This is a genomic window from Xanthomonas sp. CFBP 8443 (assembly GCF_025666195.1).
Lineage (GTDB): Bacteria > Pseudomonadota > Gammaproteobacteria > Xanthomonadales > Xanthomonadaceae > Xanthomonas_A.
In genome coordinates this window covers 3599958-3626101 of sequence record NZ_CP102592.1, presented here as the reverse complement: position 1 = coordinate 3626101, position 26144 = coordinate 3599958, and the positions used below count along the sequence as shown (strand labels likewise).

General features: G+C 71.7%; 23 protein-coding genes. 10 read left to right on the top strand and 13 right to left on the bottom strand.

Annotation, left to right across the window (positions count from 1 at the left end; genetic code table 11):
- Positions 1 to 38: 38 nt before the first annotated feature.
- On the top strand, positions 39 to 272 hold the full coding sequence (locus NUG20_RS15235; RefSeq protein WP_263398496.1) for a glutaredoxin family protein: 234 nt from the start codon (positions 39 to 41) through the stop codon (positions 270 to 272).
- A 76-nt stretch (positions 273 to 348) separates the two neighbouring features.
- A complete protein-coding gene (locus tag NUG20_RS15230; RefSeq protein WP_263395288.1) occupies positions 349 to 1953 on the top strand; it encodes an amidase family protein in 1605 nt (534 codons plus the stop codon).
- A gap of 74 nt (positions 1954 to 2027) precedes the next feature.
- On the opposite strand, the gene NUG20_RS15225 is transcribed toward NUG20_RS15230, so the two are convergent.
- From NUG20_RS15225 to NUG20_RS15210, 4 genes are all read right to left on the bottom strand, one after another.
- Positions 2028 to 2594: a GNAT family N-acetyltransferase gene (locus NUG20_RS15225; RefSeq protein WP_263395287.1), complete on the bottom strand. Its 567-nt coding sequence runs from the start codon at positions 2592 to 2594 to the stop codon at positions 2028 to 2030.
- Positions 2595 to 2792: 198 nt separating this feature from the next.
- On the bottom strand, positions 2793 to 3359 hold the full coding sequence (locus tag NUG20_RS15220) for a YceI family protein (protein WP_263395286.1): 567 nt from the start codon (positions 3357 to 3359) through the stop codon (positions 2793 to 2795).
- Between the two features lie 11 nt (positions 3360 to 3370).
- Positions 3371 to 3937, bottom strand: coding sequence for a cytochrome b (locus tag NUG20_RS15215; protein WP_263395285.1), 567 nt, complete (start codon positions 3935 to 3937; stop codon positions 3371 to 3373).
- Positions 3934 to 4593 carry a YceI family protein gene (locus NUG20_RS15210; protein WP_263395284.1) on the bottom strand — a complete coding sequence of 220 codons (660 nt, stop codon included), beginning with the start codon at positions 4591 to 4593 and terminating at the stop codon, positions 3934 to 3936. The genes NUG20_RS15215 and NUG20_RS15210 overlap by 4 nt, the downstream gene beginning before the upstream one ends.
- A gap of 238 nt (positions 4594 to 4831) precedes the next feature.
- On the opposite strand from NUG20_RS15210, the gene NUG20_RS15205 reads away from it, so the two are divergent.
- Both NUG20_RS15205 and NUG20_RS15200 read left to right on the top strand, forming a co-directional pair.
- On the top strand, positions 4832 to 8437 hold the full coding sequence (locus NUG20_RS15205) for a hybrid sensor histidine kinase/response regulator (RefSeq protein WP_263395283.1): 3606 nt from the start codon (positions 4832 to 4834) through the stop codon (positions 8435 to 8437).
- 184 nt (positions 8438 to 8621) lie between these two features.
- Positions 8622 to 12203: a hybrid sensor histidine kinase/response regulator gene (locus NUG20_RS15200; RefSeq protein ID WP_263395282.1), complete on the top strand. Its 3582-nt coding sequence runs from the start codon at positions 8622 to 8624 to the stop codon at positions 12201 to 12203.
- 88 nt (positions 12204 to 12291) lie between these two features.
- Here NUG20_RS15200 and mdtD read toward each other — a convergent pair whose 3' ends face one another.
- The 5 genes from mdtD to NUG20_RS15175 all read right to left on the bottom strand — a co-directional run bounded on the left by mdtD (position 12292) and on the right by NUG20_RS15175 (position 17521).
- Positions 12292 to 13722, bottom strand: coding sequence for a multidrug transporter subunit MdtD (gene mdtD, locus NUG20_RS15195; protein WP_263395281.1), 1431 nt, complete (start codon positions 13720 to 13722; stop codon positions 12292 to 12294).
- Between the two features lie 412 nt (positions 13723 to 14134).
- Positions 14135 to 15205 carry a uroporphyrinogen decarboxylase gene (hemE, locus tag NUG20_RS15190; RefSeq protein WP_263395280.1) on the bottom strand — a complete coding sequence of 357 codons (1071 nt, stop codon included), beginning with the start codon at positions 15203 to 15205 and terminating at the stop codon, positions 14135 to 14137.
- 10 nt (positions 15206 to 15215) lie between these two features.
- Positions 15216 to 15470 carry a WGR domain-containing protein gene (locus tag NUG20_RS15185; RefSeq protein ID WP_179566308.1) on the bottom strand — a complete coding sequence of 85 codons (255 nt, stop codon included), beginning with the start codon at positions 15468 to 15470 and terminating at the stop codon, positions 15216 to 15218.
- 387 nt (positions 15471 to 15857) lie between these two features.
- Complete coding sequence (aroB, locus tag NUG20_RS15180; protein ID WP_263395279.1) at positions 15858 to 16982, bottom strand: 3-dehydroquinate synthase; 1125 nt, start codon at positions 16980 to 16982, stop codon at positions 15858 to 15860.
- Positions 16979 to 17521 (bottom strand): shikimate kinase, encoded by a 543-nt coding sequence (locus NUG20_RS15175; protein ID WP_263395278.1) that lies wholly within the window; start codon positions 17519 to 17521, stop codon positions 16979 to 16981. Before NUG20_RS15175 ends, aroB begins: the two co-directional genes overlap by 4 nt.
- A gap of 109 nt (positions 17522 to 17630) precedes the next feature.
- On the opposite strand from NUG20_RS15175, the gene pdxH reads away from it, so the two are divergent.
- Genes pdxH through NUG20_RS15160 form a run of 3 tightly spaced genes read left to right on the top strand, consistent with a single transcriptional unit; the run spans position 17631 to position 19472 of the window.
- On the top strand, positions 17631 to 18230 hold the full coding sequence (gene pdxH, locus NUG20_RS15170) for a pyridoxamine 5'-phosphate oxidase (protein WP_263395277.1): 600 nt from the start codon (positions 17631 to 17633) through the stop codon (positions 18228 to 18230).
- Positions 18227 to 18679, top strand: coding sequence for an aminoglycoside 6'-N-acetyltransferase (aac(6'), locus tag NUG20_RS15165; protein WP_263395276.1), 453 nt, complete (start codon positions 18227 to 18229; stop codon positions 18677 to 18679). Before pdxH ends, aac(6') begins: the two co-directional genes overlap by 4 nt.
- Position 18680: 1 nt before the next feature.
- Entirely contained in the window at positions 18681 to 19472 is a 792-nt protein-coding gene (locus NUG20_RS15160; protein WP_263395275.1) for a cobalamin-binding protein, read from the top strand.
- An 8-nt stretch (positions 19473 to 19480) separates the two neighbouring features.
- On the opposite strand, the gene NUG20_RS15155 is transcribed toward NUG20_RS15160, so the two are convergent.
- Positions 19481 to 20851, bottom strand: a complete 1371-nt coding sequence (locus NUG20_RS15155; protein ID WP_263398495.1) for an MFS transporter — start codon at positions 20849 to 20851, stop codon at positions 19481 to 19483.
- 154 nt (positions 20852 to 21005) lie between these two features.
- Between NUG20_RS15155 and soxR the strand changes: the two genes are divergently transcribed.
- A complete protein-coding gene (soxR, locus tag NUG20_RS15150) occupies positions 21006 to 21443 on the top strand; it encodes a redox-sensitive transcriptional activator SoxR (RefSeq protein WP_263395274.1) in 438 nt (145 codons plus the stop codon).
- 128 nt (positions 21444 to 21571) lie between these two features.
- Here soxR and NUG20_RS15145 read toward each other — a convergent pair whose 3' ends face one another.
- From NUG20_RS15145 to NUG20_RS15135, 3 genes are all read right to left on the bottom strand, one after another.
- Positions 21572 to 22027 (bottom strand): DUF4426 domain-containing protein, encoded by a 456-nt coding sequence (locus NUG20_RS15145; RefSeq protein ID WP_263395273.1) that lies wholly within the window; start codon positions 22025 to 22027, stop codon positions 21572 to 21574.
- A 14-nt stretch (positions 22028 to 22041) separates the two neighbouring features.
- A complete protein-coding gene (gene proC / locus NUG20_RS15140; protein ID WP_263395272.1) occupies positions 22042 to 22893 on the bottom strand; it encodes a pyrroline-5-carboxylate reductase in 852 nt (283 codons plus the stop codon).
- A gap of 74 nt (positions 22894 to 22967) precedes the next feature.
- Positions 22968 to 23672, bottom strand: coding sequence for a YggS family pyridoxal phosphate-dependent enzyme (locus NUG20_RS15135; RefSeq protein ID WP_263395271.1), 705 nt, complete (start codon positions 23670 to 23672; stop codon positions 22968 to 22970).
- Between the two features lie 88 nt (positions 23673 to 23760).
- Here NUG20_RS15135 and NUG20_RS15130 point away from each other — a divergent pair, with 88 nt between their 5' ends.
- Both NUG20_RS15130 and NUG20_RS15125 read left to right on the top strand, forming a co-directional pair.
- The gene (locus NUG20_RS15130; protein ID WP_185815705.1) at positions 23761 to 24798 is read left to right on the top strand and encodes a type IV pilus twitching motility protein PilT; all 1038 of its coding nucleotides are present in this window, start codon (positions 23761 to 23763) and stop codon (positions 24796 to 24798) included.
- A 159-nt stretch (positions 24799 to 24957) separates the two neighbouring features.
- Positions 24958 to 26088, top strand: a complete 1131-nt coding sequence (locus tag NUG20_RS15125) for a PilT/PilU family type 4a pilus ATPase (RefSeq protein ID WP_263112813.1) — start codon at positions 24958 to 24960, stop codon at positions 26086 to 26088.
- Positions 26089 to 26144: the final 56 nt, after the last annotated feature.

The following is a 26144-nucleotide window of genomic DNA, read 5'->3' as shown; positions in this document are numbered from 1 at the left end:
GCTGCGGACGCCCGCAGCGCAGCATCGGAGCCGCCGCGCTGTCCCTGACCCTGTACCAGCGCGACGATTGCCACCTGTGCGACCTGGCACTGACGGTCCTGGCGCAGGCGCGCGCCGGCGACCTGGAAAGCGTGTTCATCGACGGCGACGCGGCGCTGGAAGCGCGCTACGGCGAGCGGGTGCCGGTGCTGCGCGATGCGGCGGGTCGCGAACTGCAGTGGCCGTTCGATCTCGCGCAGCTCACGGCCTGGCTGGCGGCCGGGCAACAATAGCGGCAGGTCGCGACGCCTGGCGCGGCATCGCACAACAGGTCATTCCGAGCATGGCGACAAACGCAGAGGCGGCGAAATGAGGCTTTCCTACCGTGTCGGCCTGGCGGCGCTCGCGCTGCTGTGGAGCGTCGCCGCGGCGCACGACCAGGCGCCGCGCCGGTTCGACCTGCAGACGGCGAGCATCGCCGAGATCAACCGCGCGATCGACAGCGGCGCCTTGAGTTCGGAGCGGCTGGTCGCGCTGTCGCTGGCGCGGATCCAGGCCTACGATCCGCAACTGCATGCGGTCATCAGCCTCAACCCGCACGCGCTGGAGCAGGCCCGCGCGCTGGATGCCGAGCGCCGCGCCAGCGGACGCCGCTCGCCGCTGCACGGCATTCCGGTGCTGCTCAAGGACAACATCAACACCGGCGATCTCCCCACCACGCTCGGCTTCTACGGCCTTCGCGGCGCGGTGCCGTATGCGGACGCGGCGGTGGTCGCGCGGCTGCGCGAGGCGGGCGCCATCATCCTGGCGAAGGTCAACCTGAGCGAGCTGGCCTCGGGGCCGGCGCTGAGTTCGCTGGGCGGGCAGACGCGCAATCCGCACAACCTCGCCTACAGCCCGGCCGGCTCGTCCAGCGGCACCGCCGTCGGTGTCGCGGCCGGCTACGCGCCGGTGGGGATCGCGACCGACACCACCGGCTCGGCGCGCTGGCCCGCCGCGACCAACGGCGTGGTCGGCCTGCGTCCGACCACCGGCGCGATCGGCTATGCGGGCATCCAGCCGAATGCGCCCACGCTCGACGCGGTCGGCCCCATCGCGCGCTCCGTCGCCGATGCCGCGCTGGTCCTGAGCGTACTGCAGGAGGCGGATCGGCGGCCGGCGGCGGCGCGCGATGCGAGCGGTCGCGATCCCGCCGATGCCATGCTCGGGTTGCGTGCCGATGCGCTGCGCGGTGCGCGCATCGGCTTTCCGCGGCGCGACTTTTCCGGCGACGACCCACAGGTGGATGCGGCGATGCAGGCAGCGCTCGCCGCGTTGCGGGCCAGCGGCGCGTCGGTGGTGGAGATCGAACTGCCGCCGTGGCTGCTGCGCCTGAGCGGCGAACTGCAGGCGATCATCGTGCGCACCGAAGCCGCACCCAGCCTCGATGCGTATCTGCCGGCGTCGTTCCCGCCGCGGTATCCGCAACGCCATGCCGACATCCTGGCGTTGAGCGAGGCGCTCAACGCGTCGACCCCGGCCGGCGCCTTCCCCAATCCGGGGCGCCGCGACGGCTACCGCGAGGAAGCCGCGGCGCTGCCGCCGACCGACGCGTCCTATCTGGCCGCCCGCGAGCAGGGCCGCCAGTTCGTCAAGGCGTCGATGCAGGCGCTGCTGACCCGCGACCGCCTTGACGCGATCGTCTATCCGACCCAGACCATGCGCATCAACCGCATCGGAGAACCCGCGCAGCGCAATGCGCGCGGCTTGTTCGGCAACTTCGGCCCGGGCCTGGCGAGCGTGGCGGGCTGGCCCGAGCTGACCGTGCCGGCGGGGTTCAGCGCCGACGGCCTGCCGGTGGGGGTGTCGTTCCTGGGCCCGGAGTTCAGCGAGCAGCGGCTGCTGGGATACGGTTTCGCCTTCGAGCAACGCACGCATGCGCTGCGCCAGCCGGCGGCGACACCGCCGCTGGCGGGCGAGCGTTTCGACTACTGAGGGCGAAGCGCTACAGGCGGCGGTGCGCTAGGCGGCGAATTCGGTCCGCTGTGGTCCCAGACTGCGTCGCGCGTTCATTCCGCTGCCGAGGTGGCTGGAAGCGCGGCGCCGTGCTCGCTTGCCGGCGGCGTGGCCGCCTGCCACACGAAACAGCAGATGCGCGTGCCGTCCGCGTCCGTGCGGGTCGGCGCCGGCTGCATGCCGGCCTTGCGCAGCACGCGCAGCGAGGCCAGGTTCTGCGGATACGCAGTGGCGATCGCGTGCCGCAGGCCCAGTTCCCCGCACGCATAGGCCAGCATCGCCCGCGCCGCTTCGGTCGCCAGCCCGCGCCCCCAATGCTCGCGCCTGAACGCGTATTTCAGTTCGGCCTCGGCCTGGCCGGCCGGATGTACCAGCCCGCAGAAGCCGACGGTCTGGCCACTGGCCCGCTCCACCAGCGCGGACATGCCGTAGCCGCGCGTGCGGTAGTTGCGCTCGGACACGGCCACCCACTCCACGCACTGCGCGCGATCCAGCGGTTCGCCGTCGCCGACCCAACGCATGGCTTCGGCATCGGCGTAGACCGCGACCAGGGCATCGACGTCGGACAGGCGCAGGTGTCTGCCGGTCAGGCGCGCGGTCTTGAAGATCTCCGTTTCCATGCCGCAAGTGTGGCATGGGCGGCGCGGCGCGCTGTCGGCCGGCCTCGGCACGCGGGCGCGCAGCGCACGCGGCCTGGCATCGCTGGCAAGACGGTCGGCAATACCCCTCGCCGTGCCGGTGCGGGCACAAAAAAAGCGGCGGACCCGACGAGGGAATCCGCCGCCCAGTGGCCGCGTGCCGCTGCGGCCGGTGGCGACTCACTTCGCCTTGAACACGACCTTGGTGCTGATCGCGGTTTCGTTGGGGATGGTCTTGGTGTCGGCCCAGTCGCCGCCGCCGACGCCGAAATCCAGGCGTTTGACCGTGGCCTTGCCGGCCAGCACCGGCTGCGCGCCCGGGGTCCAGGTGAAGGTCAGGGTCACTGGCTTGGTCACGCCGCGCAGCTCAAGGGTGCCGTCGGCGGCGTACTGGTTGTTGCCCAGCGCGCGGAACTTGTCGGCGCGGTAGTGCGCGGTGGCGAACTTGGCGACGTTGAAGAAGTCGGCACCCTGCAAGGTCGAGTCGCGGTCGGCATTGCCGCTCTTGGCGCCGGCCAGCGGGATCGCCACATCGAGCTTGCTGGCGGCCAGGTTGGCCGGGTCGAAGCTGAGCTTGGTGTCGAAGCCGGGGAACTGGCCGGTGAACACTTCGCCGTCGTACTTGCTGGCGAACACCAGGCTCGAACCGGGCGCCTGCACGTAGTCGGCAGCGAACGCGGGGGCGGCGGCGAGCATCGCCACCAGGCTGGCGGCGACGGCGGCGGGGGAGGCGAAACGGGACGACATGCTGGAACTCCTCAGGATTTGGGGCTCAGCCAACCGCGCGGCAACATCCGCGCCAGGGTGGCATCGCGTTGGAACAGGTGGTGGTAGAAGGCGGCGCCGGCATGCGCCAGCACCACCGCGATCAGGATCCAGAAGCCCCATTCGTGCACCGCGTGCGACAGGTCGCGCAGGCGCTCGTCAGGGGCGCTGAGCTTGGGCACGGCGACCAGGCCGAACCAGCGGAATGGGCGCAGGCCGCTGGTCGAGTCGTACAGCCAGCCGGACAGCGGCATGGCGAAGATCAGCACGTAAAGCAGCGCGTGGGTGGCGCTGGCGATGCGTTCCTGCCAGTTCGGCGTGCCCGGCACCGGCTTGGGCGCGCCGGCGTACAGGCGCCAGCCCAGCCGCGCGATCACCAGCGCCAGCACGGTCAGTCCGAGCGACTTGTGCGCGGTGTAGACCCAGAAATACTTGGGCGTCTTCGGCAATTCGCCCATGGTCAGGCCGACCACGCCGAGCAGCAGGATCAGGGCGGCGATCAGCCAATGCAGGGTCTGGCTGACGCCGCCCCAACGCTCGGCGGTGTTCTTGGCGGTCATGGCGTGGCGTCCTGGTTGGCGCTGGGCGGGGTGTCGGGATCGGTGGTGGGCGTGGTGGCTGGCGCCGGCTCGGCGTCGGCGCCGCCGTTGCGGGTGGCCTCGGCCTCGATGCGCAGTTCGACCGCGGCGCCGATCACCGACGGCCAGGCGTCGATGCCGAAGTCGGCGCGCTGCAGCGTGGCGGTGGCGGAAAAGCCCACGGTGCGGCGGAACGGCGGCAGCGGATGCCGCTTGAGCGCGTTGAGGGTGACGTCCAGCGCGATCTCGCGGCTGACGCCGTGCAGGGTCAGCGTGCCGAACACCTTGGCATGGGTGGCATCGATCGGCTCGATCCGGGTGGAGACGAAGTGCGCCTCGGGATAGCGCTCGCCGTCGACCAGGTTGCGCGCCAGCGCGGCGCGGTTCCATTTTTCGTCGCCCAGGTCGAGCCGTTGCAGCGGCACCCGCGCATCCAGCCGCGCGCTGCGCCAGTCGTCCGGGTCGAACAGCAGGGTGCCGGTGCTGCCGGACACGGTGCCCAGCGCCTTGGAGAAGCCGGCGTGCTCGATCGCGAACAGCACGCGGGTGTGCACCGGGTCCAGGGCGTACTGCGCCGGGGCCGCCAGCGCGGCGGTCGGGCAGATCAGCAGCAGGGCGGTGAGACAGCGCTGGAGCATGGGTGGGCCAGGCGAGGGAGTAGGCCGGATTCTAGGCGCAGTCCGCACCGCCTGCGCCTGCGCTGTGCGCAATGGTTCGTTGCAGGGCGCGCCGGGTGTGATTTTTTGGGTGCCGCGGGGTATAAGAACGCTGCCGCGCAAGGGCGGCACGGAGCGGCCGCGCTGTGCGCGGCCGGCCCCGGCAGTGCGCCGGTGTTCATCCGCCGCCGATCGTTCACTGCCGCTGGAGCCGATGTCGATGCAAATCCCCCGTCCTCGACGCCAGCGGCGCGCCTGGACGCTCGCCTGGCTGCTGGTGCTGGCCGGCTGCTGCGCCAGCGCCCTGGCGGCCGTGCCGGAGCTGCCGCGGTTCCGCGTGCTGGGCGCCGAGCATGGGCTGCCGTCCAGCGAGATCTCGCGGCTGGGGCTGGATCGCGACGGCTACCTGTGGGTCGCCAGCGGCGACGGCCTGGCCCGCTACGACGGCCGCGAGTTCCGCGTCTGGCGCCACGACCCGGCCGACCCGCAGTCCCTGCGCTGCAATTACGTGCAGGAACTGCACGTCGATGCGCGCAACCGGGTCTGGGTCGCCTGCGAAGGCGGCGGCCTGAGCGTGCTCGATGCCGGGCGCCGCGGCTTCCGCCATTTCAACACGGCCACGCAACCGGCGCTGCGCAGCGACGACGTGTTCGCGATCGCCAGCCGCGGCGACGAGGTGGTGTTCGGCACCTATGCCGGCGGCCTGTATCGGCTGCCCGCGGACGGGCGCGTGCAGCGCATCCAGGCCGGCGACAGCGAGATCGACGCGATGCTCGACAGCGCGGTGGTGGGTCTGGCGTTCGATGCGACCGGGGTGCTGTGGGTCGGCACCATCAGGGGCCTGGTGCGCTACGACGGCACGCGCGCCAGCGCCTACCGGCTCCCCGACGCCACCGACGCGCGGCAGAAGGTGGCGGCGGTGATCGCGTTGTCCGACGGCCTGTGGGTCAGCGCCAACGGCAATCTATACCGGCTCGGCGCCGACGGGCGCTGGCAGCGCGCGGACTGGACCGGCGCGTTGCAGCGCGGGGTGCTGTCCATGGCCGAGGACGGCAGCGGCGGCTACTGGCTCGGCAACGGCCAGGGCCTGTGGCACAAGCCGGCCGATGGGCCGTTGCGCCACATCGGCGCGGGCGAAGCGGCGGTGTCCAGCAGCAACGTGGTGGTGGGCATGTTGCGCGACAAGGAAGGCGGACTGTGGGTGTCGTTGCCGACCCGCGGCCTGGGCTACCTGCGCCCGGATTGGCGGCGGCTGGCGGTGCTGGGGCCGGCGCACGGACTGGCGCCGGATCTGTATTCCGGGCTGGCGCCGTCCCGCGACGGTGGCGTGTGGCTGGCCGGCAACGGCGGCAACGTCTACAAGCTGCAGCCGTCCAGCGGGGTGCTCAGCGCGCCGGTGTGGACGACCCGCCTGCCCAGCTTGCGCCTGTTGTCGATCCTGGAGGACGGCAGCGGCGAGCTGTGGCTCGGCAGCAGCGCCATGCTGCTGCGCGGGTCGGCCGGCGGCGGCGCGCTGACCGGCTGGGGCCGCAGTTCGGCGGCCGACGCTACCCCCGAGATCGGCATCAACACCTGGATGCGCCAGCGTGCCGACGGCAGCCTGTGGGTGGCCGCCCCCGGCTTCGGCGTGCAGGTGCGCGCGCTCGCCGACGGCCGCGTGCTGGACAACATCGCCGGCCCGCAGCGCGGCCTGGCCGCGGCGGCCGATATCGCCGCGTTCGATCTGGCCCCGGACGGCACGCCATGGCTGGCCGCCGAGCGTCTGCACTACTGGGATGCGGCGACCGGGCAGTTCCGCGCGCCGCCGGAGTTCGCCGGCGAACGGGTGCAGGCGTTCGCCTTCGCCGATGCGCAGACCCTGTGGGTGCACCGGCTGTCCGGATTGGAACTGTGGCGGCGCGAGGGCGGGCATTGGCGGCAGGCGCACCGTTACGCGGCGGCCGAGGGCGTGCCGGCGACCGAGTCGCAGGGCCTGGTCGTCGATCAACAGGGCCGCGCCTGGCTGGGCATGCGCCGCGGCCTGTTCCGGGTCGACCCGAGGCATGCGCCAGCGGTCCGCGCGTTCGGCGCGCGCGATGGATTGAGCAGCCAGGAGGTGGTCGCGCGCGGGCTGACGATGGCCGCCGACGGGGTGCTGGTGGCGGCCACGGCCGACGGCAGCGTGGCGTTGCTGGACACGCGCCTGCCGGATCCGCCGTCGGTGCCGCTGGCGCTGAGCCTGGAGAGCGTGCAGGTGCGCCGCGGCGAGCGGCTGTTGGCGCTGCCGGTGGCGGGCGGCTTCGCCCTGCAGCCGGACGACCGCGACCTGCGGGTGGTGGCGCGGCTGCTGTCGTTCGTCGATCCCGAGGGAATCGGTTACCGCTTCCGCCTGCCCGGCTACGACCGCACCTGGGTCGCAGTCGGCGCCAGCGGTGAGCGCACGCTGCCGCAGCTGCCGGCCGGCGAACACGTGCTCGAGGTGCAGGCGCGCACCCGCAACGGCGCCTGGTCGCCGACGTTGCGGCTGCCGTTCCGGGTCTATCCGCCGTGGTGGCGCAGCGTCTGGGGCATCGCTGGGCTGCTCGCCGCCGCCGCGCTGCTGCTGCTGGTCTCGCTGCGCGCCTACCGCCGCCGCCTGCGCCGCCAGCACGCCTGGCAACTGGCCTTGCACAAGCAGGAAGTGGCCGAGCAGGCGTCGCTGGCCAAGACCCGCTTCCTGGCCACCCTCGGGCACGAGGTGCGGACGCCGATGACCGGCGTGCTGGGGATGAGCGAACTGCTGCTGGCCACGCCGCTGGACCCCAAACAACGCGGCTATACCGAATCGATCCGCCGCGCCGGCACGCATCTGCTGCACCTGGTCAACGACGCGCTGGACCTGGCGCGGATCGAGGCCGGGCGCCTGCAGCTGGACCTGCAGCCGTTCGCGCTGCAGGCGCTGATCGCCGACGTGGTCAACCTGATGGCGCCGCTGGCGCAGGCGCGCGGATTGCGCTTCGAGTGCCACGACACGCTGCCGGGGGCGGTCACCGTCAACGGCGATGCGGTGCGGGTGCGGCAGATCCTGCTCAACCTGGTCGGCAACGCGATCAAGTTCACCGCCAGCGGCTCGGTGACGCTGCATGTGTCGCCGCTGCGCAGCGGCCACGGGCTGTGCGTGGAAGTCGCCGACACCGGCCCGGGCATCAGCGCCGAGCAGCAGGCGCGGCTGTTCCAGCGCTTCGAGCAGGGCGAAGGCCCGCGCACCGCCGCACGCTACGGCGGTAGCGGGCTGGGCCTGGCGATCAGCCAAGAGCTGGCGACGGCGATGGGCGGGCGCATCCAGGTCGACAGCCGGCTCGGGCATGGCGCGCGCTTCCGGGTGACGCTGCCGTTGCGCTGGCGGCCGCAGCCGGCCGAGGCCGCGGTGCCGCTGCCGTTGCCGGTGGTGGCGCAGGCGCAGGCGCCGTTGCGCATCCTGCTGGTCGAGGACGAACCCACCGTGGCCCAGGTGATGGCCGAACTGCTGCAAGGCCGCGGCCACCACGTGGTGTGCGCCGCGCACGGCCTGGAGGCGCTGACCGAACTGACCCAGGCCAGCTTCGATCTGGGCCTGCTGGACCTGGACCTGCCGGCGCTCGATGGCCTGGCGCTGGCGCGGCAGCTGCGCGCGTTCGGCTACGAGTTTCCGTTGATCGCGGTCACTGCGCGGTCGGACGGCGAGGCCGAGGCCGCGGCAAAGGCGGCCGGTTTCGCCTGCTTCGTGCGTAAACCGGTCACCGGCGACATGCTGGCCGAGGCGATCAGGGCAGCGATGGAGGTTGAAGCCGGGACTCGGGACTCGGGACCCGGGACCCGGACGACGTAGGCCTCGCCGCATGGCGCTGCGCATTGGCGAATAGTGCATGCGACGCTTTCCGAGTCCCGAGTCCCGAGTCCCGAGTCCCGCTCCATCTGTTGCCAGCGGCGGCGCTTATCGCCGACGATGGCGAAGGGCATGGGCGACAACGCAGCCCACGCACAGGGAGACGACGATGCGGTCGAGAAGGATCTTGGGGTGGCTGCTGTTGCTGTGGTCGGCGGCGGCCGCCGCGGCGGTGCCGCCGACGCCGCAGCCGCGCCAGCTGACCGTGGCCGACGGCTTGCCGTCCAACAGCATCAACGGCTTCGCCGAAGACAGGCTCGGCTACCTGTGGCTGGCCAGCAGCGACGGCCTGGCGCGGTTCGACGGCCGCGGCTACCGCATCTGGCGGGTCGAGGACGGGCTGCGCGACAACAAGATCTGGACCGTGCACGTCGACGCGCAGAACCGGGTCTGGTTCGGCACCCAGAATGCCGGCATGGGCATGCTCTCGGCGGACCGGCGCACGTTCCGCTACTACGACCGCAGCAACTATCCGCAGATCGGCGGCGGCACGGTGTGGGCGATCGCCTCCACGCCCGACGGCAGCATCTGGTTCGGCACCGCCAACGGCGGCCTGGACCGGCTGCGCGCGGACGGCACGCTGAGCCGCTACATGCCGATGCCGGGCGACGAGCGCAGCCTGCCGTCGCCGGCGGTGATCTCCCTGGCGACCACGCCTGACGGCACGCTGTGGGTGGGCACCCGCGGCGGCGTGGCGCGCTGGACCGGGCACGACTTCGAACGGCTGCCGGCCTCGGCGCTGCCGCGGCCCGAGGTGCTGGGCCTGACCCCCGAGCGCGACGGCACGCTGTGGGTGGCCAGCCAGGGCGGTGCGCGCCTGCTGCGCGCCGACGGCAGCGTGGTGGCGCCGTACTGGAGCAACATGCCCAGCGAGAGCGTGCTGGGCATGCTGGTCCACGACCGCCACGGCAATCGCTGGTTCGACACCCTCGACGGCCTGGGCCGCGAGAGCGACGCCGGGCAGATCCACAACGTGCCGCTGTACAGCAACTCCGCGCACGGCCTGGTCAAGCCCAACTGGTCGCTGGCGTTCGAGGACCGCGAAGGCGATCTGTGGTTCGCCAGCTTCAACGCCGGCCTGTGGTACCTGCCGGCCAACTGGCGGCAGTTCTCGGTGCTGTCGCATCGGGTGGACGACCCGGACTCGATGGGCAATCCCTACGTCATCGCGACCGCCGCCTCGCGCGATGGCGGGGTGTGGCTGGCGGGCACGCGCGGCATGCTGGACAAGCTGGATCCTGCCACGGGGACGGTGCGCCACCACATCACCGCGCTGTTCGGGCGCGACTGGTCGCGGGCGCTGGTCGAGGACGGCCAGGGCCGGGTCTGGGCGGCGGCGTCGACGGGGGTGCTGCGTTACGACCCGGCCAGCGGCGAGGTGCGGCGCTGGGGCAAGCAGGACGGCGCCGACGCGCCGATGCCCGGCGAGGTCGACCGGATGATGCTCAGCGGCGACGGCCGCGTGTGGTTGTTCGGCGAGATCGGTGGCGCCCAGGTCCGCGACCTGGACGGACACGTGCTGCGCAACATCGCCCCGGGCGCCGACGGGCTGCCGGCGGAGCTGACCGTGGACGATGCCCGGCCCGGCCCGCTGGGCCAGCCCTGGCTGCTCGGCCAGCACGGCGTGCTGGCCTGGGATGCGACCAGCGAGCGTTTCGCGCCGGTGCCGGGCGCGCCGGCGCGGGCGCTGAGCGCCTTCACCATCACCGACGGCAATGTGGTCTGGCTGGCCAGCCTCGGCCGCCTGGAACGCTATCTGTGGGACGGCGCGCGGCTCAGCCTGCTCGACCGCATCGACGCCGAGCAGGAGTTTCCGTCGCTGGCGCCGAACGGCGTGGTGGTCGATGCCAGCGGCGTGGCCTGGTTGAGCAGCGTGCGCGGGCTGATCCGGGTCGATCCGGCGAGCAAGGCGATCCGCTCCTACAGCGTGCACGACGGCCTGCCCAACCAGGAATTCCGCCCGCAGACCCTGACCCAGGCGCGCAGCGGACAGATCCTCGGCGGCACCCCGGATGGGGTGGTGCTGTTCGAGCCGACCCAGGTGGTGCCGTCGCGGCGGCAGCCGCCGCTGGTGATCGAGCGCATCGGCGTGCGCCGCGGCGAGCGCGCGCTGGATTTGCTGCATGCCGGCAGCATCGCGCTGCAGGAAGGCGACCGCGACCTGCACGTCGTGGCCCGCCTGCTGTCGTTCTCCGACACCGACGCCAACACCTACCGGTTCCGGCTCAGCGGCTACGACCCGGACTGGGTCGACGTCGGCGCCAGCGGCGAGCGCCTGTTCTCGCGCCTGCCGTCCGGCCACTACACCCTGGAGATGCAGGCGCGCACCGCCGACAAGGTGTGGTCGAAGGTCACCACGCTGCGCTTCCGCGTGCTGCCGCCGTGGTGGCGCAGCCCCTGGGGCATGGCCGGGCTGGCGGTGCTGGCGCTGCTGGCGCTGTGGCTGGCGTCGTACCTGTACCGGCGGCGCCTGCGCCGGCGCAACGCCTGGCAACTGGCGCTGCACAAGCAGGAGCTGGCCGAGCAGGCATCGCTGGCCAAGACCCGCTTCCTGGCCACGCTCGGGCACGAGGTGCGCACGCCGATGACCGGCGTGCTGGGCATGAGCGAACTGTTGCTGGCCACGCCGCTGGATCCCAAGCAGCGCGGCTACACCGAATCGATCCGCGGCGCCGGCGCGCACCTGCTGCGCCTGGTCAACGACGCGCTGGACCTGGCGCGGATCGAGGCCGGGCGCCTGGAACTGGACCAGCAACCGTTCGACCTGGGACGGCTGATCGCCGAACTGGAGGCGATGATGGCGCCGATGGCGCACAGCCGCGGCCTGGCGTTCGCGCTGGACAACGCGATGCCGGCCGAGGTCACCGCCAGCGGCGATGCGACCCGGGTGCGGCAGATCCTGCTGAACCTGCTCAACAACGCGATCAAGTTCACCGATCACGGCAGCGTGACCTTGCGCGTGGCGCCGCTGCACGACAACCAGGGCGTGCGCTTCGAGGTCGCCGACACCGGCCCGGGCATCAATGCCGAACAGCAGGCGCGGCTGTTCCAGCGCTTCGAGCAGGCCGACGGCCCGCGCACCGCCGCGCGCTACGGCGGCAGCGGCCTGGGCCTGGCGATCTGCCAGGAGCTGGCGGTGGCGATGGGCGGGCGCGTCGAACTGCACAGCAAGCTCGGCGTCGGCACCCGCTTCATCGTCGACCTGCCGCTGCCGTGGATCCCGGAACCGCTGCAGGCCGGCACCCGCGGCGGGCGCGAGACCCAGGCCGCGACCCGGCCGCTGCGCATCCTGCTGGTCGAGGACGACCCCACCGTCGCCGAGGTCGTCAGCGGCCTGCTGAGCGCGCGCGGCCACCACATCACCCACGCCGCGCACGCACTGGCGGCACTGACCGAAGTGGCCGGCGGCAGCTTCGACGTGGCCTTGCTGGACCTGGACCTGCCCGGCCTGGACGGCCTGGCGCTGGCGCGGCAACTGCGCGTGTTCGGCTACGAGATGCCGCTGATCGCGGTCACCGCCCGCGCCGACGCCGACGCCGAACCGCAGGCGCGCGCGGCCAGCTTCGACGGCTTCCTGCGCAAGCCGGTCACCGGCGACATGCTGGCCGAGGCGATCGAGGCGGCGGTGAAGCCGGGACCGGGGACCGGGGACCAGGGACCCGGAACGGCGGCGGAACCAGGCGAGGGCCGGGGATCCGGAGAAGCTTGATGCTCCGTCTGATCGCTTCGTTGGCCGCGTAAGACCTGCCGCCACAGGATTTCCCCCCGGGTCCCTGGTCCCCGGTCCCCGGTCCCGACTACTCAGCCACCTCTTCCACCTGCTTGGGATGCGGCCGGGTATCGGGCAGTTGCCAGAAGATCAGCGTCGAGGTCAGGGTGATCGCGCCGACGCAGACGAAGGTCGCGTGCAGCGCCGCGGTGGCGCCGTGGGTGTCGCCGAGGTGGGTGTTGAAGGCCGCCAGCAGGCTGCCCGCGGCCGCGGCGCCGAAGCCGGTGGCCAGCATCATCACCATCGACAGCAGCCCGTTGCCGGCACTGGCCTGGTCGCTGTCCAGGTCGCGTAGGGTCACCGTGTTCATGACGGTGAACTGCAGCGAGTTGACCGCGCCGAACAGCGCCAGCTGCAGCAACCGCCAGCCCAGCGCCTGGCCGGCGTCGAACAGCACGAAGCTGGCCATCGCCACGCCGACCAGCACGGTGTTGGTCATCAGCACCCGCCGGTAGCCGTAGCGCTCCACCAGCTTCACCGCCGCGCGCTTGGCGGCCATGCCGGCCAGCGCCACCGGCACCATCATCAGCCCCGCGCGCATCGGGCTCATGCCCAGGCCAACTTGCAGCAGCAGCGGGATCAGGAACGGCATGCTGCCGCTGCCCACGCGCGCGAACAGGTTGCCGAGGATGCCGATGCGGAAGCTCACCACCTTGAACAGGTGCAGCGGGAACAGCGGCGCGGTGGCGCTGGCCGCGTGCAGCCAGTAGCCGATCAGCGCGGCCAGGCCGGCGATCGCCAGCAGCATCACGAACGCATGGCGCAGGCCCAGCTCGGAGATGCCATCCAGCGCCAGCGACAGCGCGACCATGCCGAAGGCCAGCATCGCGTAGCCGATCAGGTCGAAGCGGGTGCGCTGCTCGCCGTGGAAATCCGGCATCACCTTCAGCGCCGCGACGAAGCCGATCGCGCCGATCGGCAGGTTGATCAGGAACACCCAGTGCCACGACGCCACCTGCACCAGCCAGCCGCCGAGCGTCGGCCCGATCAATGGCCCGATCAGCGCCGGGATCGCGATGAAGCTCATCGCGCTCAGGAACTGCTCGCGCGACACCGAACGCATCACCGCCAGCCGCCCGACCGGCAGCAGCATCGCCCCGCCGATGCCCTGCAGCACGCGCGCGGCGACCAGATAGGGCAGTCGCGGCGCGGCGGCGCACAGCAGCGAGCCGAGGGTGAACAGCACGATCGCGGCCAGGAACGTGCGGCGCGTGCCGTAGCGGTCGGCGATCCAGCCCGAGGCGGGGATGAACATCGCCACCGCCAGCGCGTAGCTGAACACCACCGACTGCATCTGCAGCGGGCTCTCGCCCAGGCTGCGCGCCATCGCCGGCAGCGCGGTGTTGACGATGGTCGCGTCCAGCATCTGCATGAAGATGGCCAGCGACACCAGCCACAGCAGCGGGCGGAAGCTGCGGTAGTTCGGAACGGAGATCGGATCGGGGGAGGGCGCGGACATCGGTACGCACGGCAACGCGGGGGGTGCATAGGATCGCGCAGATCGCGTGGCGGCGTCGTGCAGCAGCGGGCGGTTGTGGCGCGAGGTGAACAGTGCAGCGCTGCTGCGATGGTGGATCGAGGCGCGTCGCGCGGCGTGCTGTCTTCGGGCTGTACGGGGCTTCGTGCCGAAGCTGTCCGAAGCCGTCGGGTCCGCCGCTTCGTTCGTCGCGGCTGAAGCCGCTCCTACAGGGAGCTTGCGCCAAGCTGGCCGGGTGCACTGTAGGAGGGGCTTCAGCCCCGACCGATGCCTGCAGTCGTTGGGTCCGCAGCTTCGTTCGTCGCGGCTGAAGCCGCTCCTGCAGGGCACACGCAGCAAGCCGGCCGGGTGCACTGTGGGAGGGACTTCAGTCCCGACTGCAAAATGGCGGACGCTACGCCTGCGCGCGGCGGCTGTGCCGCTGCACCGCGGCGACCAGCGCGCCTACGTGCTCGGGCTGCATGTCCGGCGACAGGCCATGGCCGAGGTTGAACACATGGCCGTCCGCCGAGCCGTTGCCGTCGGCGTAGCTGTGCAGCACGCGCTGCACCTCGCGTTCGATCGCCGCCGGAGAGCCGTACAGCGTGGCCGGGTCGAGGTTGCCCTGCAGCGCCACGCGGCCGCCGGTGCGGCGCGCGGCCTCGGCCAGGTCCACGGTCCAGTCCACGCCCAGGCCTTCGGCGCCGGAGGCAGCCAACTCTTCCAGGTACGGCGCGTTGCCCTTGCCGAACAGGATCAGCGGGGTGCGCTGCTCGCCGTCGCCGCGCGGCAGTTCGCGGGCGATGCGCTGCAGGTAGGGCAGCGAGAATTCGCGGTACATCGCCGGGCTGAGCACGCCGCCCCAGGTGTCGAACACCTGCAGCGCCTGCGCGCCGGCCGCGCGCTGCGCGGCCAGGTAGGCGATCACCGCATCGGTGTTGACCGACAGCAACTGGTGCAGCGCCGCCGGCTCGTTCAGGGCCATGGCCTTGATCCGCGCGTAGTTGTCGCTGCCGCCGCCCTCGACCATGTAGCAGGCCAGCGTCCATGGGCTGCCGGAGAAGCCGATCAGCGGCACGCTGCCGTCCAGTTCGCGGCGGATCACCCGCACCGCGTCCATCACGTAGCGCAGTTCGGTCTCCATGTCCGGCACGCCGAGCCGGGCGATCGCCGCCGCATCGCGCACCGGGTGCTTGAACTTGGGGCCTTCGCCTTCGACGAAATACAGCTCCAGGCCCATCGCATCGGGGATGGTGAGGATGTCGGAGAACAGGATCGCCGCGTCCAGCGGGAACCGCGCCAGCGGCTGCAGGGTCACCTCGCAGGCCAGGTCCGGGGTCTTGGCCATGGCCAGGAAGCTGCCGGCGCGGGCGCGGGTGGCGCGGTACTCGGGCAGGTAGCGCCCGGCCTGGCGCATCAGCCACACGGGGGTCTGGTCCACGGGCTCGCGGCGCAGCGCGCGCAGCAGGCGGTCGTTCTTGAGCATGGGGGTTTCCTTAGCGCGGGGCGTCGGCGCCGCGGGTGAACATGACCTGGAAGCCGCGCTTGATTTGCGCATCGCGGGCTTTCTCGAAGGCGGCGTGGGCCTCGTCCTGCAGCAGGTATTGCTCGCGCTTGAGCTGCGCGCGGCCGCCGATCTGGCCGCTCTCGCGCAACAGCTCCCAGCTGCCGAATAGGTCCGGTTGCAGGGTCAGCTGGATGTAGCGGGGCGGCTCGTTGCCGCCGGGGCGTTGCTGTAGGAAGACGCGCATGCCGCCGATTGTACCGATAGCCGGTCGCCGCGGCGTCGGCGCCGGCCGCGCGTTGGGGGACGGGTAGGGAAGCGGGGAGGACGTCCGTGCCGCGGGCGTCGGGCGGCCGCGGCAGCCGGCCGGCGCGATGCGTGCATGTGCCGGCGCGCTCAACCAATGGACGATGCGCGACATCCCGGGGCGAGCGCGTCTTGGTGCAGGCCTGCGCCCCGGGCGCCGTGAGGGCACGCGCGCATGCTGGCTGGATGCTCTGGGAGGGACTTCGGTCCCGGCGCTGTCCGGCGGCGTAAGGCCCACGCTTCGCTCGTCGCGACTGAAGTCGCTCCCACAGGGAGGTGCGGCGAGCCGGCCGCGAGGCCGATGGATGCCTCGGCGCGGCAGGCTGCGCTACGCCGCGGCCCGCACCGCGGCGTCCAGCACCGCCAGCACCGCCGCCTCGTCCACGTCCGGGACCACCTCGGCATGGCCGATGCCGCGCCACAGCACCAGCCGCAGGCGCCCGGCAATGTTCTTCTTGTCCAGCCGCATCCGTTCCAGCAGCGCCTGCGGCGCCAGTCCGGCCGGCAGCGAGGTGGGCAGCTCGAAGTCGGCCAGCAGCGCGCGCAGCCGCGCGCTGTCCTGCGCCGTGGCCATGCCCAGCTGCGCCGACAGTTCCGCCGCCAGTACCATGCCCACCGCCACCGCTTCGCCGTGGTTGAGGTTGTCGTTGCCAGGCGCGCCGTAACCCTGTTCGGTCTCGATCGCGTGGCCGAAGGTGTGGCCGAGGTTGAGCAGGGCGCGCTCGCCCTTCTCCAGCGGGTCGCGGGCCACGATCTCGGCCTTGTGCTCGCAGCTGCGCGCGATCGCCTGCGCCAGCGCGGCCGGCTCGGCGTCCAGCAGTGCGCGACGCTCGGCGTGCAGCCATTCGAAGAACAGCGGGTCGCGGATCGCGCCGTATTTGATCACCTCGGCCAGGCCGGCGCGCAGTTCGCGCGGCGGCAGGCTGCGCAGCGCGGCGGTATCGGCCAGCACCGCGCGCGGCGGGTGGAACGCGCCGACCAGGTTTTTGCCCTGTGCGATGTCCACCGCGGTCTTGCCACCGACCGAGGAATCGACCATCGCCAGCAGCGTGGTCGGCAGCTGCACGCAGTCCACCCCGCGCATCCAGCAGGCCGCGGCGAAGCCGGCCAGGTCGCCGACCACGCCGCCGCCCAACGCCAGCACGCAGGCGTCGCGGGTGGCGCCGAGTTCGGCCAGCGCGGCGATCGCCGCGCCGAAGCTGTCCAGGGTCTTGGAGGCCTCGCCGGCCGGGATCACCAGCGCGCCGATCTTCAGCTCCGGGCGCGCCGCCAGCAGCGCGCCGCGCACCTGCGCGGCATACAGCGGGGCGACGTTGCTGTCGCTGAGCAGCAGCACGTGGCGGCCGCGCACGTGTTCGGCCAGGCGGCTGCCGTCGTCGAGCAGGCCGGGGCCGATGTGGATGGTGTAGGCCGGGTCGCCATCGACCTGGACCGTGCGCAGGGAAACAGTCATGCAGTGGGTTCCGGAAGCTTCCACGACGCGGCCAGGCGCACGACCAGCTGCGCGGTGGCTTCGGCGGGATTGAGGTGGTCGGTGTCCAGGATCAGGTCGGCGACTTCGCGGTACAGCGGCTCGCGCACCGCGTGCAGCTCGTGCAGCACCCGTTCGCGGTCGCCGCGCTGCAGCAGCGGCCGGCTGCGGTCGCGCTGCAGGCGCTGCAGCTGCGAGGCCACGCTGACCCGCAGGTACACCACGAACCCGTGTTCGCGCATCTCGCGGCGGCTGTCGGCGTCGAGCACCGCGCCGCCGCCGGTGGAGATGAGATGGCCGGGCGTGCTCAGCACGCTTTCCAGCACCGCGCGCTCGTGTTCGCGGAAGCCGGCTTCGCCGGCATGCTCGAACAGCGAGGCGATGCTGGCGCCGGTGCGTTCGACGATGGCCTGGTCGCTGTCGACGAAGACGAGGCTGAAGCGCTCGGCCAGGCGCCGGCCGATGACGCTCTTGCCGGCTCCCATCGGGCCGACCAGCACGAGATTGGGGGCGGGATTCATCCGCCGATGCTAGCAGAGACGCCATCGGCGCAGGCCGGCCGCGGCGGCACGTGCGTCGCGCCGTGCATGGCGCGACAATGGCGCATCGTCCGCCGAGTGCCTTGTCGCCATGCCCGATCTCTACGCCGAAGCCCTGTCCACGTTCGCCGACCTGTTCGCCGAGGCGCGCGGCAGCGACGAGGCCGAATACAACGCGATGGTCGTCGCCTCGGCCACGCTGGAGGCGCGGCCGTCCTCGCGGGTGGTGCTGCTGAAGTCCTACGACGCGCGCGGCTTCGTGTTCTACACCCACCTGGACAGCCAGAAGGGCCGCGAGTTGCAGGCCAATCCGCAGGCTTCGCTGTTGTTCCTGTGGCGGCGCATGCGCGAGGACGGCGTGCAGGTGCGCATCGACGGCGAGGTGCAACTGGTCGCCGCCGCCGAGGCCGATGCGTACTTCGCCTCGCGTCCGCGCATGAGCCAGATCGGCGCGTGGGCCTCGGCGCAGTCGCGGACCCTGCAGTCGCGCGAGGAATTCGAGGAGCGCGTGGCCAAGGCCGAAGCCAGCTTCGAGGGCCGCGAGGTGCCGCGCCCGGACGGCTGGAGCGGCTTCCGCGTGGTGCCGCGCAGTTTCGAGTTCTGGTACGGCGGCAAGTTCCGCCTGCATGAGCGCTGGCGCTACGATGCCGACGCCGCCGGCTACTGGTCCAAGCGGATGCTGTTCCCGTGAGCGATGCCTTTTCGGTACGCGCCGCCGGTGCCGCCGACCTGCGCGTGTGGGCGGCGCTGCGGATGGCGTTGTGGCCGGACGAGAGCGACGCGTTCGGCGGCGTGGCCGAAGCCTTGCAGCGCGAGGATGCGGCCAACTTCCTGGCCTTCGACGGCAACGGCCAGGCGATCGGCTTCGCCGACGCCACCCTGCGCCAGGACTACGTCAACGGCACCGACAGTTCGCCGGTGGGCTTTCTGGAAGGCTGGTACGTGGCGCCGCAATGGCGCGGCCGCGGCGTCGGCCGCGCGCTGTTGCGCGAAGTGCTGGACTGGACCCGCGCGCAGGGCTGCAGCGAACTGGCCTCCGATGCGCTGATCGACGACGCCGCGGCGCAGGCCGCGCACCGCGCCTGCGGTTTCGAGGAAACCGAGCGCGTGGTGTATTTCCGCATGCCGGTGGTGGACTGAGATGGGCCCGCGGCGCATCGTCTGCCTGACCGAGGAACCCACCGAGACGCTGTACGCGCTCGGCGAGCAGGACCGCATCGTCGGCATCAGCGGCTTCACCGTGCGCCCGCCGCAGGCGCGGCGCGACAAGCCCAAGGTCAGCGCCTTCACCAGCGCCAAGATCGGCGAGATCCTGAAACTGCAGCCGGACCTGGCGATCGGCTTTTCCGACATCCAGGCCGAGATCGCCGCCGAGCTGATCCGCAATGGCGTGGAGGTGTGGATCGCCAACCACCGCAGCGTCGACGGCATCCTCGACTACATCCGCCGGCTCGGCGCGCTGGTCGGCGCCGGCGCGCGTGCGCAGGCCTACGCCGACGACCTTGAGCGCGGGCTGGCTGCGATCGCCGCGCAGGCCGACGCGCTGCCGCGGCGGCCGAAGGTGTACTTCGAGGAATGGGACGAGCCGATCATCACCGGCATCCGCTGGGTCGCCGAACTGGTGCGCATCGCCGGCGGCGACGACGTGTTCCCGGAACTGTCGGCCGAGCCGCTGGCCAAGGCGCGGATCCTGGCCAACGGCGACGAGGTGGTGCGGCGCGCGCCGGACATCATCCTCGGCTCGTGGTGCGGCAAGCGCTTCCGTCCCGAGCGCGTGGCCGCGCGGCCGGGCTGGGCGACGATCCCGGCGGTGCGCGACGGCCAGCTGTTCGAGATCAAGTCGCCGCTGATCATGCAGCCCGGCCCGGCGGCATTGACCGACGGCGTGCGCGCGATCGCGGCCATCGTGCAGGCCTGGGCGCAGCGCCAGTAACGCCGGCGCTAGCGCGGCGCCGCCGCCTGGGTGCGGCCGGCGATGCCCAGCCCGAGCAGCGCCAGCAGCGCGGCCACCGCGAAGGTGGACAGGTAGGCCGCCGTCACCGACTGCGCCAGCAGCGCGGCGAACAGCGAGCCGCCGATCGCCAGCGTGGTCGCCACCGCGATCGCCTCGCTCAATTGCAGCGCCGAACTGTTGGCGCCCTGCTGCGCCGGCGGCGACAGGGTCAGGGTCAGCACCGACAGGGTCGGGTAGATCAGGCCCATGCCCAGGCCGGTGGCGGTCCAGCCGCCGATCGCCACGGCGGCGGGCACCGCCGGCAGCAGCGCCAGCGCGGTGACCGCCACGCCCAGCGTCATCAGAGCGCTGCCCACGCGCAGCCCGCGCAGCCGCGTGCCGTCGCGGCCGTGATGGCCCTGGTGCCAGGAGCCGGCGAACCAGCCCAGCGCGCCCACGCTCAGCGCCACGCCGGCCCAGGTCGGCGACAGGCCGCGCTCGCGCGACAGCAGCAGCGGCAGGAACGCTTCGCAGCCGAAGAAGGCCGAGGCGGCGATACCGCGCAGCGCGATCACGCTGGGCAGCCCGCGCGCGGCGCGCAAGGTGCCGCGCGGCAGCAGCCGCCACGCGCAGGTCAGCAGCAGCGCCAAGGCCGGCAGCACCGTGGCCGCCGCCGCAACGCCCTGTTGCTGGCCGCCCAGGTACAGCAGGCAGACGCCAGCTGCGGCGCCGATCGACCACAGCAGCGGCGCCGAACCGGAGCGCGCCGCCGTCGGCGGCGGCGACAGACGCCGCAGCGCCGGCAGCAACAGCGCCGCCGACGGCAGCGCCAGCAGCGGCACCGCCAGGAACACCCAGCGCCAGCCGACGTGCTCGACGATCAGGCCGCTGATGCTCGGCCCGATCAGCGACGGCACCACCCAGCCGGCGGAGAACGCGGCGAAGATGCGAGGCCGGATCGCCTGCGGATACATGCGTGCGACCAGCACGTACAGCGCCACCGAGATCGCGCCGGCGCCCAGGCCCTGCACCAGCCGCCCGGCCAGCAGCATCGGCATCGACGCGGCGAAGCCGGCCAGCAGCAGCCCGCAGACGAAGCACAGCAGGCCCGTCCACAACGGCGCCGCCGGACCGCGCAGGTCGCTCCAGCGCCCGGCCACGGTCATGCCGATCACGCTGGTGGCCAGGGTGCCGCCGAACGCCAGCGCGTACAGCCGCAGCCCGTCCAGTTCGCGCGCCACGGTCGGCATCGCGGTCGCCACCGCCAGCGCCTCGAAGGCGATCAGCGACACCAGCGCGACCATGCCCAGCGTGGTGGCGCGGTAGCGCGGCGAAAGGACCGAATCGGAAGTGGCGGGAGCGGTGCGGACGGATGCCATCGCCGGCAGTGTGCCGTCGCGGCGGTCGCCTGCGGGTGAAGCGTGCTGGTTCATCGGTGCGACCTCAAGACGGAATGCTCGCCTGCCGGCGCGGTGTTGCGCGGCAGGCGATGGGCGCGCAGCATGCAACCTCAACCTAACTCGAGGTCAACCGATGCACCAGGAACTGAGCGTGGGCCAGGTCGCCGAACGCAGTGGGGTGGCGGTGTCCGCGCTGCATTTCTACGAGAAGAAGGGCCTGATCCACAGCCTGCGCACCGCCGGCAACCAGCGCCGCTATGCGCGCGACGTGCTGCGCCGGCTGGCGGTGATCCGCGTCGCGCAGCGCGTGGGCGTGCCGCTGGAGAGCATCAAGGCCGCGTTCGCACAGCTGCCCGACGCGCGTACGCCCACGCGTGCGGAATGGGCGCGGATGTCGGCGGCATGGCGGCAGGAACTGGACGCGCGCATCCTGCAGCTGACCCAGTTGCGCCACCAGCTCACCGACTGCATCGGCTGCGGCTGCCTGTCGCTGCGCCGCTGCCGCCTGAGCAATCCCGCCGACGCGCTGGGCGCGCAAGGCGAAGGCGCGCAGCGCTGGACAGCGCCCTGAGCATCAGGAAAAAGCGCAGGACATTGTAGGGGCGGCTTCAGCCGCGACAGGCGTTGCCGGTAACGCCTGTCGCGGCTGAAGCCGCTCCTACAAGGGGCAGCGGCGGCAACCCAGGGAGCGGCGACGCGCTAGAACGTGCGGGCGAAGCGCACCGTACCCGCGCCGTCGGCGCCGCGCACATCCACCTGGAAATTCAGCTGGTCGTGCTCGCTGATGCGCACCGTGCCGACATAGTCGGTATAGGCGTCGGTGACCGCTTCGCGCAAGGCGATGGGTTGCCGGCGTCCGCTCAGGTCGGTCGCGACGGCGCTGACCTGGCCACTGGCCGGCAGTTCTTCGCCGCCCTGCACGCGGCGCAGCGCGATCATCACCAGCGCGGTGTCGGCGTCGCGTTCGATGCCGTAGCGCCGCGCCACCGTCTCGCTCATCGCCAGTGTCGGCAGCGCGTTGTAGTGCACGCGCAGCGCGCCGAAGTCGGTTTGCGCCGGCGCGGGCGCCATCGGTGCGGCCGGACGTGGCGTTTCCTGTGCCGAGCAGGCGGCCAGGGCGAGGCAGAGCAGCAGGGCGACAGGCAGGCAGCGCATCGGTGGCTCCAAGATCAGTCGTTGGCGGCGGACAGTGCGCGGCCGCGCCTGGCCGCGGCGGCGATGGCGGCGGCGGTCAGGGCTTCGAAGCCGCCGGCCTGGAACGTCTCGATCGCGGCCTGGGTGGTGCCGTTGGGCGAGGTCACCCGCCGCCGCAATTCGCTCGGCGCCTCGCCGGATTCGGTGAGCATGCGCGCCGCGCCGAGCACGGTCTGCAGCACCAGCGTGCGCGCCGCCTCGGCCGGCAGGCCCTGCGCGATGCCGGCCGCTTCCATCGCTTCGGCGAGCAGGAACACATAGGCCGGGCCGCTGCCGGAGACCGCGGTGACCGCATCGATCAGCGCCTCGTCCTCGACCCACACCGTGACCCCGGCGGCGGCCAGCAGCTGTTCGGCCTGGCGCCGCTGCGCGGCGCCGGTCTGCGCGTTGGCGAACAGGCCGGTGACCCCGGCGCCGAGCAGCGCCGGCGTGTTCGGCATCGCCCGCACCAGCGCGTGCCCACCGCCGAGCCAGCGGTCCAGCTGGCCGGCGGTGATGCCGGCGGCGATGGACAGCAGCAGCGGCCGCTGCTGCTGCGCCAGCGCGGCCAGGTCGTCGCACACACTGCGCAGCACCTGCGGCTTGACCGCGAACACCCACACCGCCGCGCCGTCGGCCGCTTCCGCCGCGGCGGCGACGGCGTGCACGCCGTAGTCGGCGGCCAGCGCCTCGCGCAGCGCCTGCACCGGCTCGGCGACACGGATCGCGTCCGGCGCGACGCCCTGGCCGACCAGCCCGGCGATCAGGCTGCGCGCCATGTTGCCGCCACCGATGAAGGCGATGGGGCCGGGACTGGGGACTCGGGACTCGGGGCTCGGTGGGGTCATGGCGGCTGGCGGTTACGGGGGATGGGAAGCGAAAGATAGCAACTGCACGAGCTGTGGATGCCCGACGCCCGCTTTTATCGCGTCCCGAGTCCCGAGTCCCCAGTCCCGACGCCTCGCGCCCCGAACAACGCCGTCCCCACCCGCACCATCGTCGCGCCCTCGGCGATGGCCAGCGCGAAGTCGCCGCTCATGCCCATCGACAGCGTGTCGGCATCCGGGTACCGCGTATTCAGGCCGTCGAGCAGGGCGCGCATGCGCTGGAACGCGGCGCGCCGCAACGCCTCTTCGGGGAACGGGGCCGGGATCGCCATCAGCCCGCGCAGGCGCAGCGTCGGCTGCGCGGCGATGGCCTCCGCCAGCGCGTCCACCTCGCCGGGCGCGCAGCCGTGCTTGCTGGTCTCGTCGTCGATGTTGACCTGGATCAGCACGTTCAGCGGCGGCCGCTGCGCCGGGCGATGCCGGGCCAACGCGTCCACCAGCTTGCGCCGGTCCACCGTCTGCACCCAGTCGAACAGCGCGGCCGCCTGCTCGGCCTTGTTCGACTGCAGGTGGCCGATCAGGTGCCATTCCAGCGCCAGCGGCTTGAGCTCGGCGATCTTGCCCGCCGCTTCCTGCACGTAGTTCTCGCCGAAGGCGTGTTGCCCCTGCGCGGCCAGGGCCGCGATCGCCGCGGCCGGCTGGGTCTTGGACACCGCCAGCAGGCGGGCGTGGGGACGCTGCGCGGACGCCGCGGCGCGGTCCATGTCCAGGCGGATCTGCTGCAGGGAAGAGAGGGGCACGGGCGGCGCTTCTGGCAACGGGGAAGGGCGCTATACTGCCGCCCGGGGAATCATCCTTCCAGTCGCAGCCCAAGGGGAAAAGCAGCGTATGGATATCGCTGAACTATTGGCGTTCTCGGTCAAGAACAAAGCGTCCGACCTGCACCTGTCCGCCGGCCTGCCGCCGATGATCCGGGTCGATGGCGACGTGCGCCGCATCAACATCCCGGCGCTGGACCACAAGCAGGTGCACGCGCTGGTGTACGACATCATGTCGGACAAGCAGCGCCGCGACTACGAAGAGTTCCTGGAAGTCGACTTCTCGTTCGAGATTCCCAGCCTGGCGCGCTTCCGCGTCAACGCGTTCAACCAGAACCGTGGCGCCGGCGCGGTGTTCCGCACCATTCCCTCGGAAGTGCTGACCCTGGAAGACCTGGGCTGCCCGCCGATCTTCCGCCAGCTGATCGACCAGCCGCAGGGCCTGATCCTGGTCACCGGGCCGACCGGCTCGGGCAAGTCGACCACGCTCGCCGGCATGATCGACTACATCAACAAGAACGAATACGGCCACATCCTCACCGTCGAGGATCCGATCGAATTCGTGCACACCTCGCAGAAGTGCCTGATCAACCAGCGCGAAGTGCACCGCGACACGCACGGCTTCAACGAGGCGCTGCGCTCGGCGCTGCGCGAGGACCCGGACATCATCCTGGTCGGCGAGTTGCGCGACCTGGAAACCATCCGCCTGGCGCTGACCGCCGCGGAAACCGGCCACCTGGTGTTCGGCACCCTGCATACCAGTTCGGCGGCCAAGACCATCGACCGCATCATCGACGTGTTCCCGGCCGGCGAAAAGCCCATGGTGCGCTCGATGCTGTCCGAATCGCTGCGCGCGGTGATCTCGCAGGCGCTGCTGAAGAAGGTCGGCGGGGGCCGCACCGCGGCGTGGGAAATCATGGTCGGCACCCCGGCGATCCGCAACCTGATCCGCGAGGACAAGGTGGCGCAGATGTATTCGGCGATCCAGACCGGCCAGCAGACCGGCATGCAGACCTTGGACCAGCACCTGCAGGACCTGGTCAAGCGCAGCCTGATCACCCGCAACCAGGCCCGCGAGTACGCCAAGGACAAGCGGGTCTTCGAGTGAAGCGGGGACCGGGGACCAGGGACCGGGGACCCGGAAGCAACAGCGACGCGACGTGATTTTCCACTGAGTGGATCGTGGAAGACTCGGGTGGCGGGAAGGGGGCAGCCGCGGCTGTTCCCGGTCCCCGGTCCCCGGTCCCCGGTCCCGGAGCCTCAAACCATGAGCACCATCGACTTCACCTCGTTCCTGAAACTGATGGCGCACCAGAAGGCGTCGGATCTGTTCATCACCTCGGGCATGCCGCCGGCGATCAAGGTGCACGGCAAGATCACTCCGATCACGCAGACGCCGCTGACCTCGCAGCAGAGCCGCGACCTGGTGCTGAACGTGATGACGCCGGCGCAGCGCGAGGAGTTCGAGAAGACCCACGAGTGCAACTTCGCCATCGGCGTGGCCGGGGTGGGGCGCTTCCGCGTCAGCTGCTTCTACCAGCGCAACCAGGTCGGCATGGTGCTGCGCCGGATCGAGACGCGCATCCCCACCGTCGACGAGCTGAACCTGCCGCCGGTGATCAAGACCCTGGCGATGACCAAGCGCGGCATCATCATCTTCGTCGGCGCCACCGGCACCGGCAAGTCGACCTCGCTGGCGGCGATGATCGGCTACCGCAACCAGAATTCCACCGGCCACATCATCACCATCGAAGACCCGATCGAGTTCGTGCACAAGCACGAGGGCTGCATCATCACCCAGCGCGAGGTCGGCATCGATACCGACAGCTGGGAGAACGCGCTGAAGAACACCCTGCGCCAGGCGCCGGACGTGATCATGATCGGCGAGGTGCGCACCCGCGAAGGCATGGACCACGCGATCTCCTTCGCCGAAACCGGCCACTTGGTGCTGTGCACCCTGCACGCCAACAACGCCAACCAGGCGATGGACCGCATCATCAACTTCTTCCCCGAGGACCGCCGCGGCCAGTTGCTGATGGACCTGTCGCTGAACCTGCGCGGCGTGGTCGCCCAGCAGCTGATCCCGACCCCCGACGGCAAGGGCCGCCGCGTGGCGATGGAGATCATGCTCGGCACGCCGCTGGTGCAGGACTACATCCGCGAGGGCGAGATCCACAAGCTCAAGGACGTGATGAAGGAATCCACCAACTTGGGCATGAAGACTTTCGACCAGAGCCTGTTCGAGCTGTACCAGGCCGGCGAGATCAGCTACGAGGACGCGCTGCGCCACGCCGACTCGCAGAACGAAGTGCGCCTGCGCATCAAGCTGGCCCAGGGCGGCGATGCCAAGACCCTGGCGCAGGGCATGGACGGAGTGGAGATCGCCGAGGTGCGTTGAGCCGGCCTGGCCGGCGATCGCCGGGGCAGGCGCAGGGCACGATGACACGGAATCGA

Coding starts and splice junctions, on each gene's coding strand:
- NUG20_RS15225 (WP_263395287.1), bottom strand. CDS start 2,594: ATGGAAACGGAGATCTTCAAGACCGCGCGCCTGACCGGCAGACACCTG.
- NUG20_RS15130 (WP_185815705.1), top strand. CDS start 23,761: ATGGATATCGCTGAACTATTGGCGTTCTCGGTCAAGAACAAAGCGTCC.
- NUG20_RS15155 (WP_263398495.1), bottom strand. CDS start 20,851: ATGGCATCCGTCCGCACCGCTCCCGCCACTTCCGATTCGGTCCTTTCG.
- NUG20_RS15230 (WP_263395288.1), top strand. CDS start 349: ATGAGGCTTTCCTACCGTGTCGGCCTGGCGGCGCTCGCGCTGCTGTGG.
- proC (WP_263395272.1), bottom strand. CDS start 22,893: ATGACCCCACCGAGCCCCGAGTCCCGAGTCCCCAGTCCCGGCCCCATC.
- NUG20_RS15160 (WP_263395275.1), top strand. CDS start 18,681: ATGGGCCCGCGGCGCATCGTCTGCCTGACCGAGGAACCCACCGAGACG.
- pdxH (WP_263395277.1), top strand. CDS start 17,631: ATGCCCGATCTCTACGCCGAAGCCCTGTCCACGTTCGCCGACCTGTTC.
- NUG20_RS15210 (WP_263395284.1), bottom strand. CDS start 4,593: ATGCTCCAGCGCTGTCTCACCGCCCTGCTGCTGATCTGCCCGACCGCC.
- mdtD (WP_263395281.1), bottom strand. CDS start 13,722: ATGTCCGCGCCCTCCCCCGATCCGATCTCCGTTCCGAACTACCGCAGC.
- NUG20_RS15220 (WP_263395286.1), bottom strand. CDS start 3,359: ATGTCGTCCCGTTTCGCCTCCCCCGCCGCCGTCGCCGCCAGCCTGGTG.
- NUG20_RS15175 (WP_263395278.1), bottom strand. CDS start 17,521: ATGAATCCCGCCCCCAATCTCGTGCTGGTCGGCCCGATGGGAGCCGGC.
- NUG20_RS15125 (WP_263112813.1), top strand. CDS start 24,958: ATGAGCACCATCGACTTCACCTCGTTCCTGAAACTGATGGCGCACCAG.
- NUG20_RS15145 (WP_263395273.1), bottom strand. CDS start 22,027: ATGCGCTGCCTGCCTGTCGCCCTGCTGCTCTGCCTCGCCCTGGCCGCC.
- soxR (WP_263395274.1), top strand. CDS start 21,006: ATGCACCAGGAACTGAGCGTGGGCCAGGTCGCCGAACGCAGTGGGGTG.
- NUG20_RS15205 (WP_263395283.1), top strand. CDS start 4,832: ATGCAAATCCCCCGTCCTCGACGCCAGCGGCGCGCCTGGACGCTCGCC.
- NUG20_RS15185 (WP_179566308.1), bottom strand. CDS start 15,470: ATGCGCGTCTTCCTACAGCAACGCCCCGGCGGCAACGAGCCGCCCCGC.
- hemE (WP_263395280.1), bottom strand. CDS start 15,205: ATGCTCAAGAACGACCGCCTGCTGCGCGCGCTGCGCCGCGAGCCCGTG.
- NUG20_RS15215 (WP_263395285.1), bottom strand. CDS start 3,937: ATGACCGCCAAGAACACCGCCGAGCGTTGGGGCGGCGTCAGCCAGACC.
- aroB (WP_263395279.1), bottom strand. CDS start 16,982: ATGACTGTTTCCCTGCGCACGGTCCAGGTCGATGGCGACCCGGCCTAC.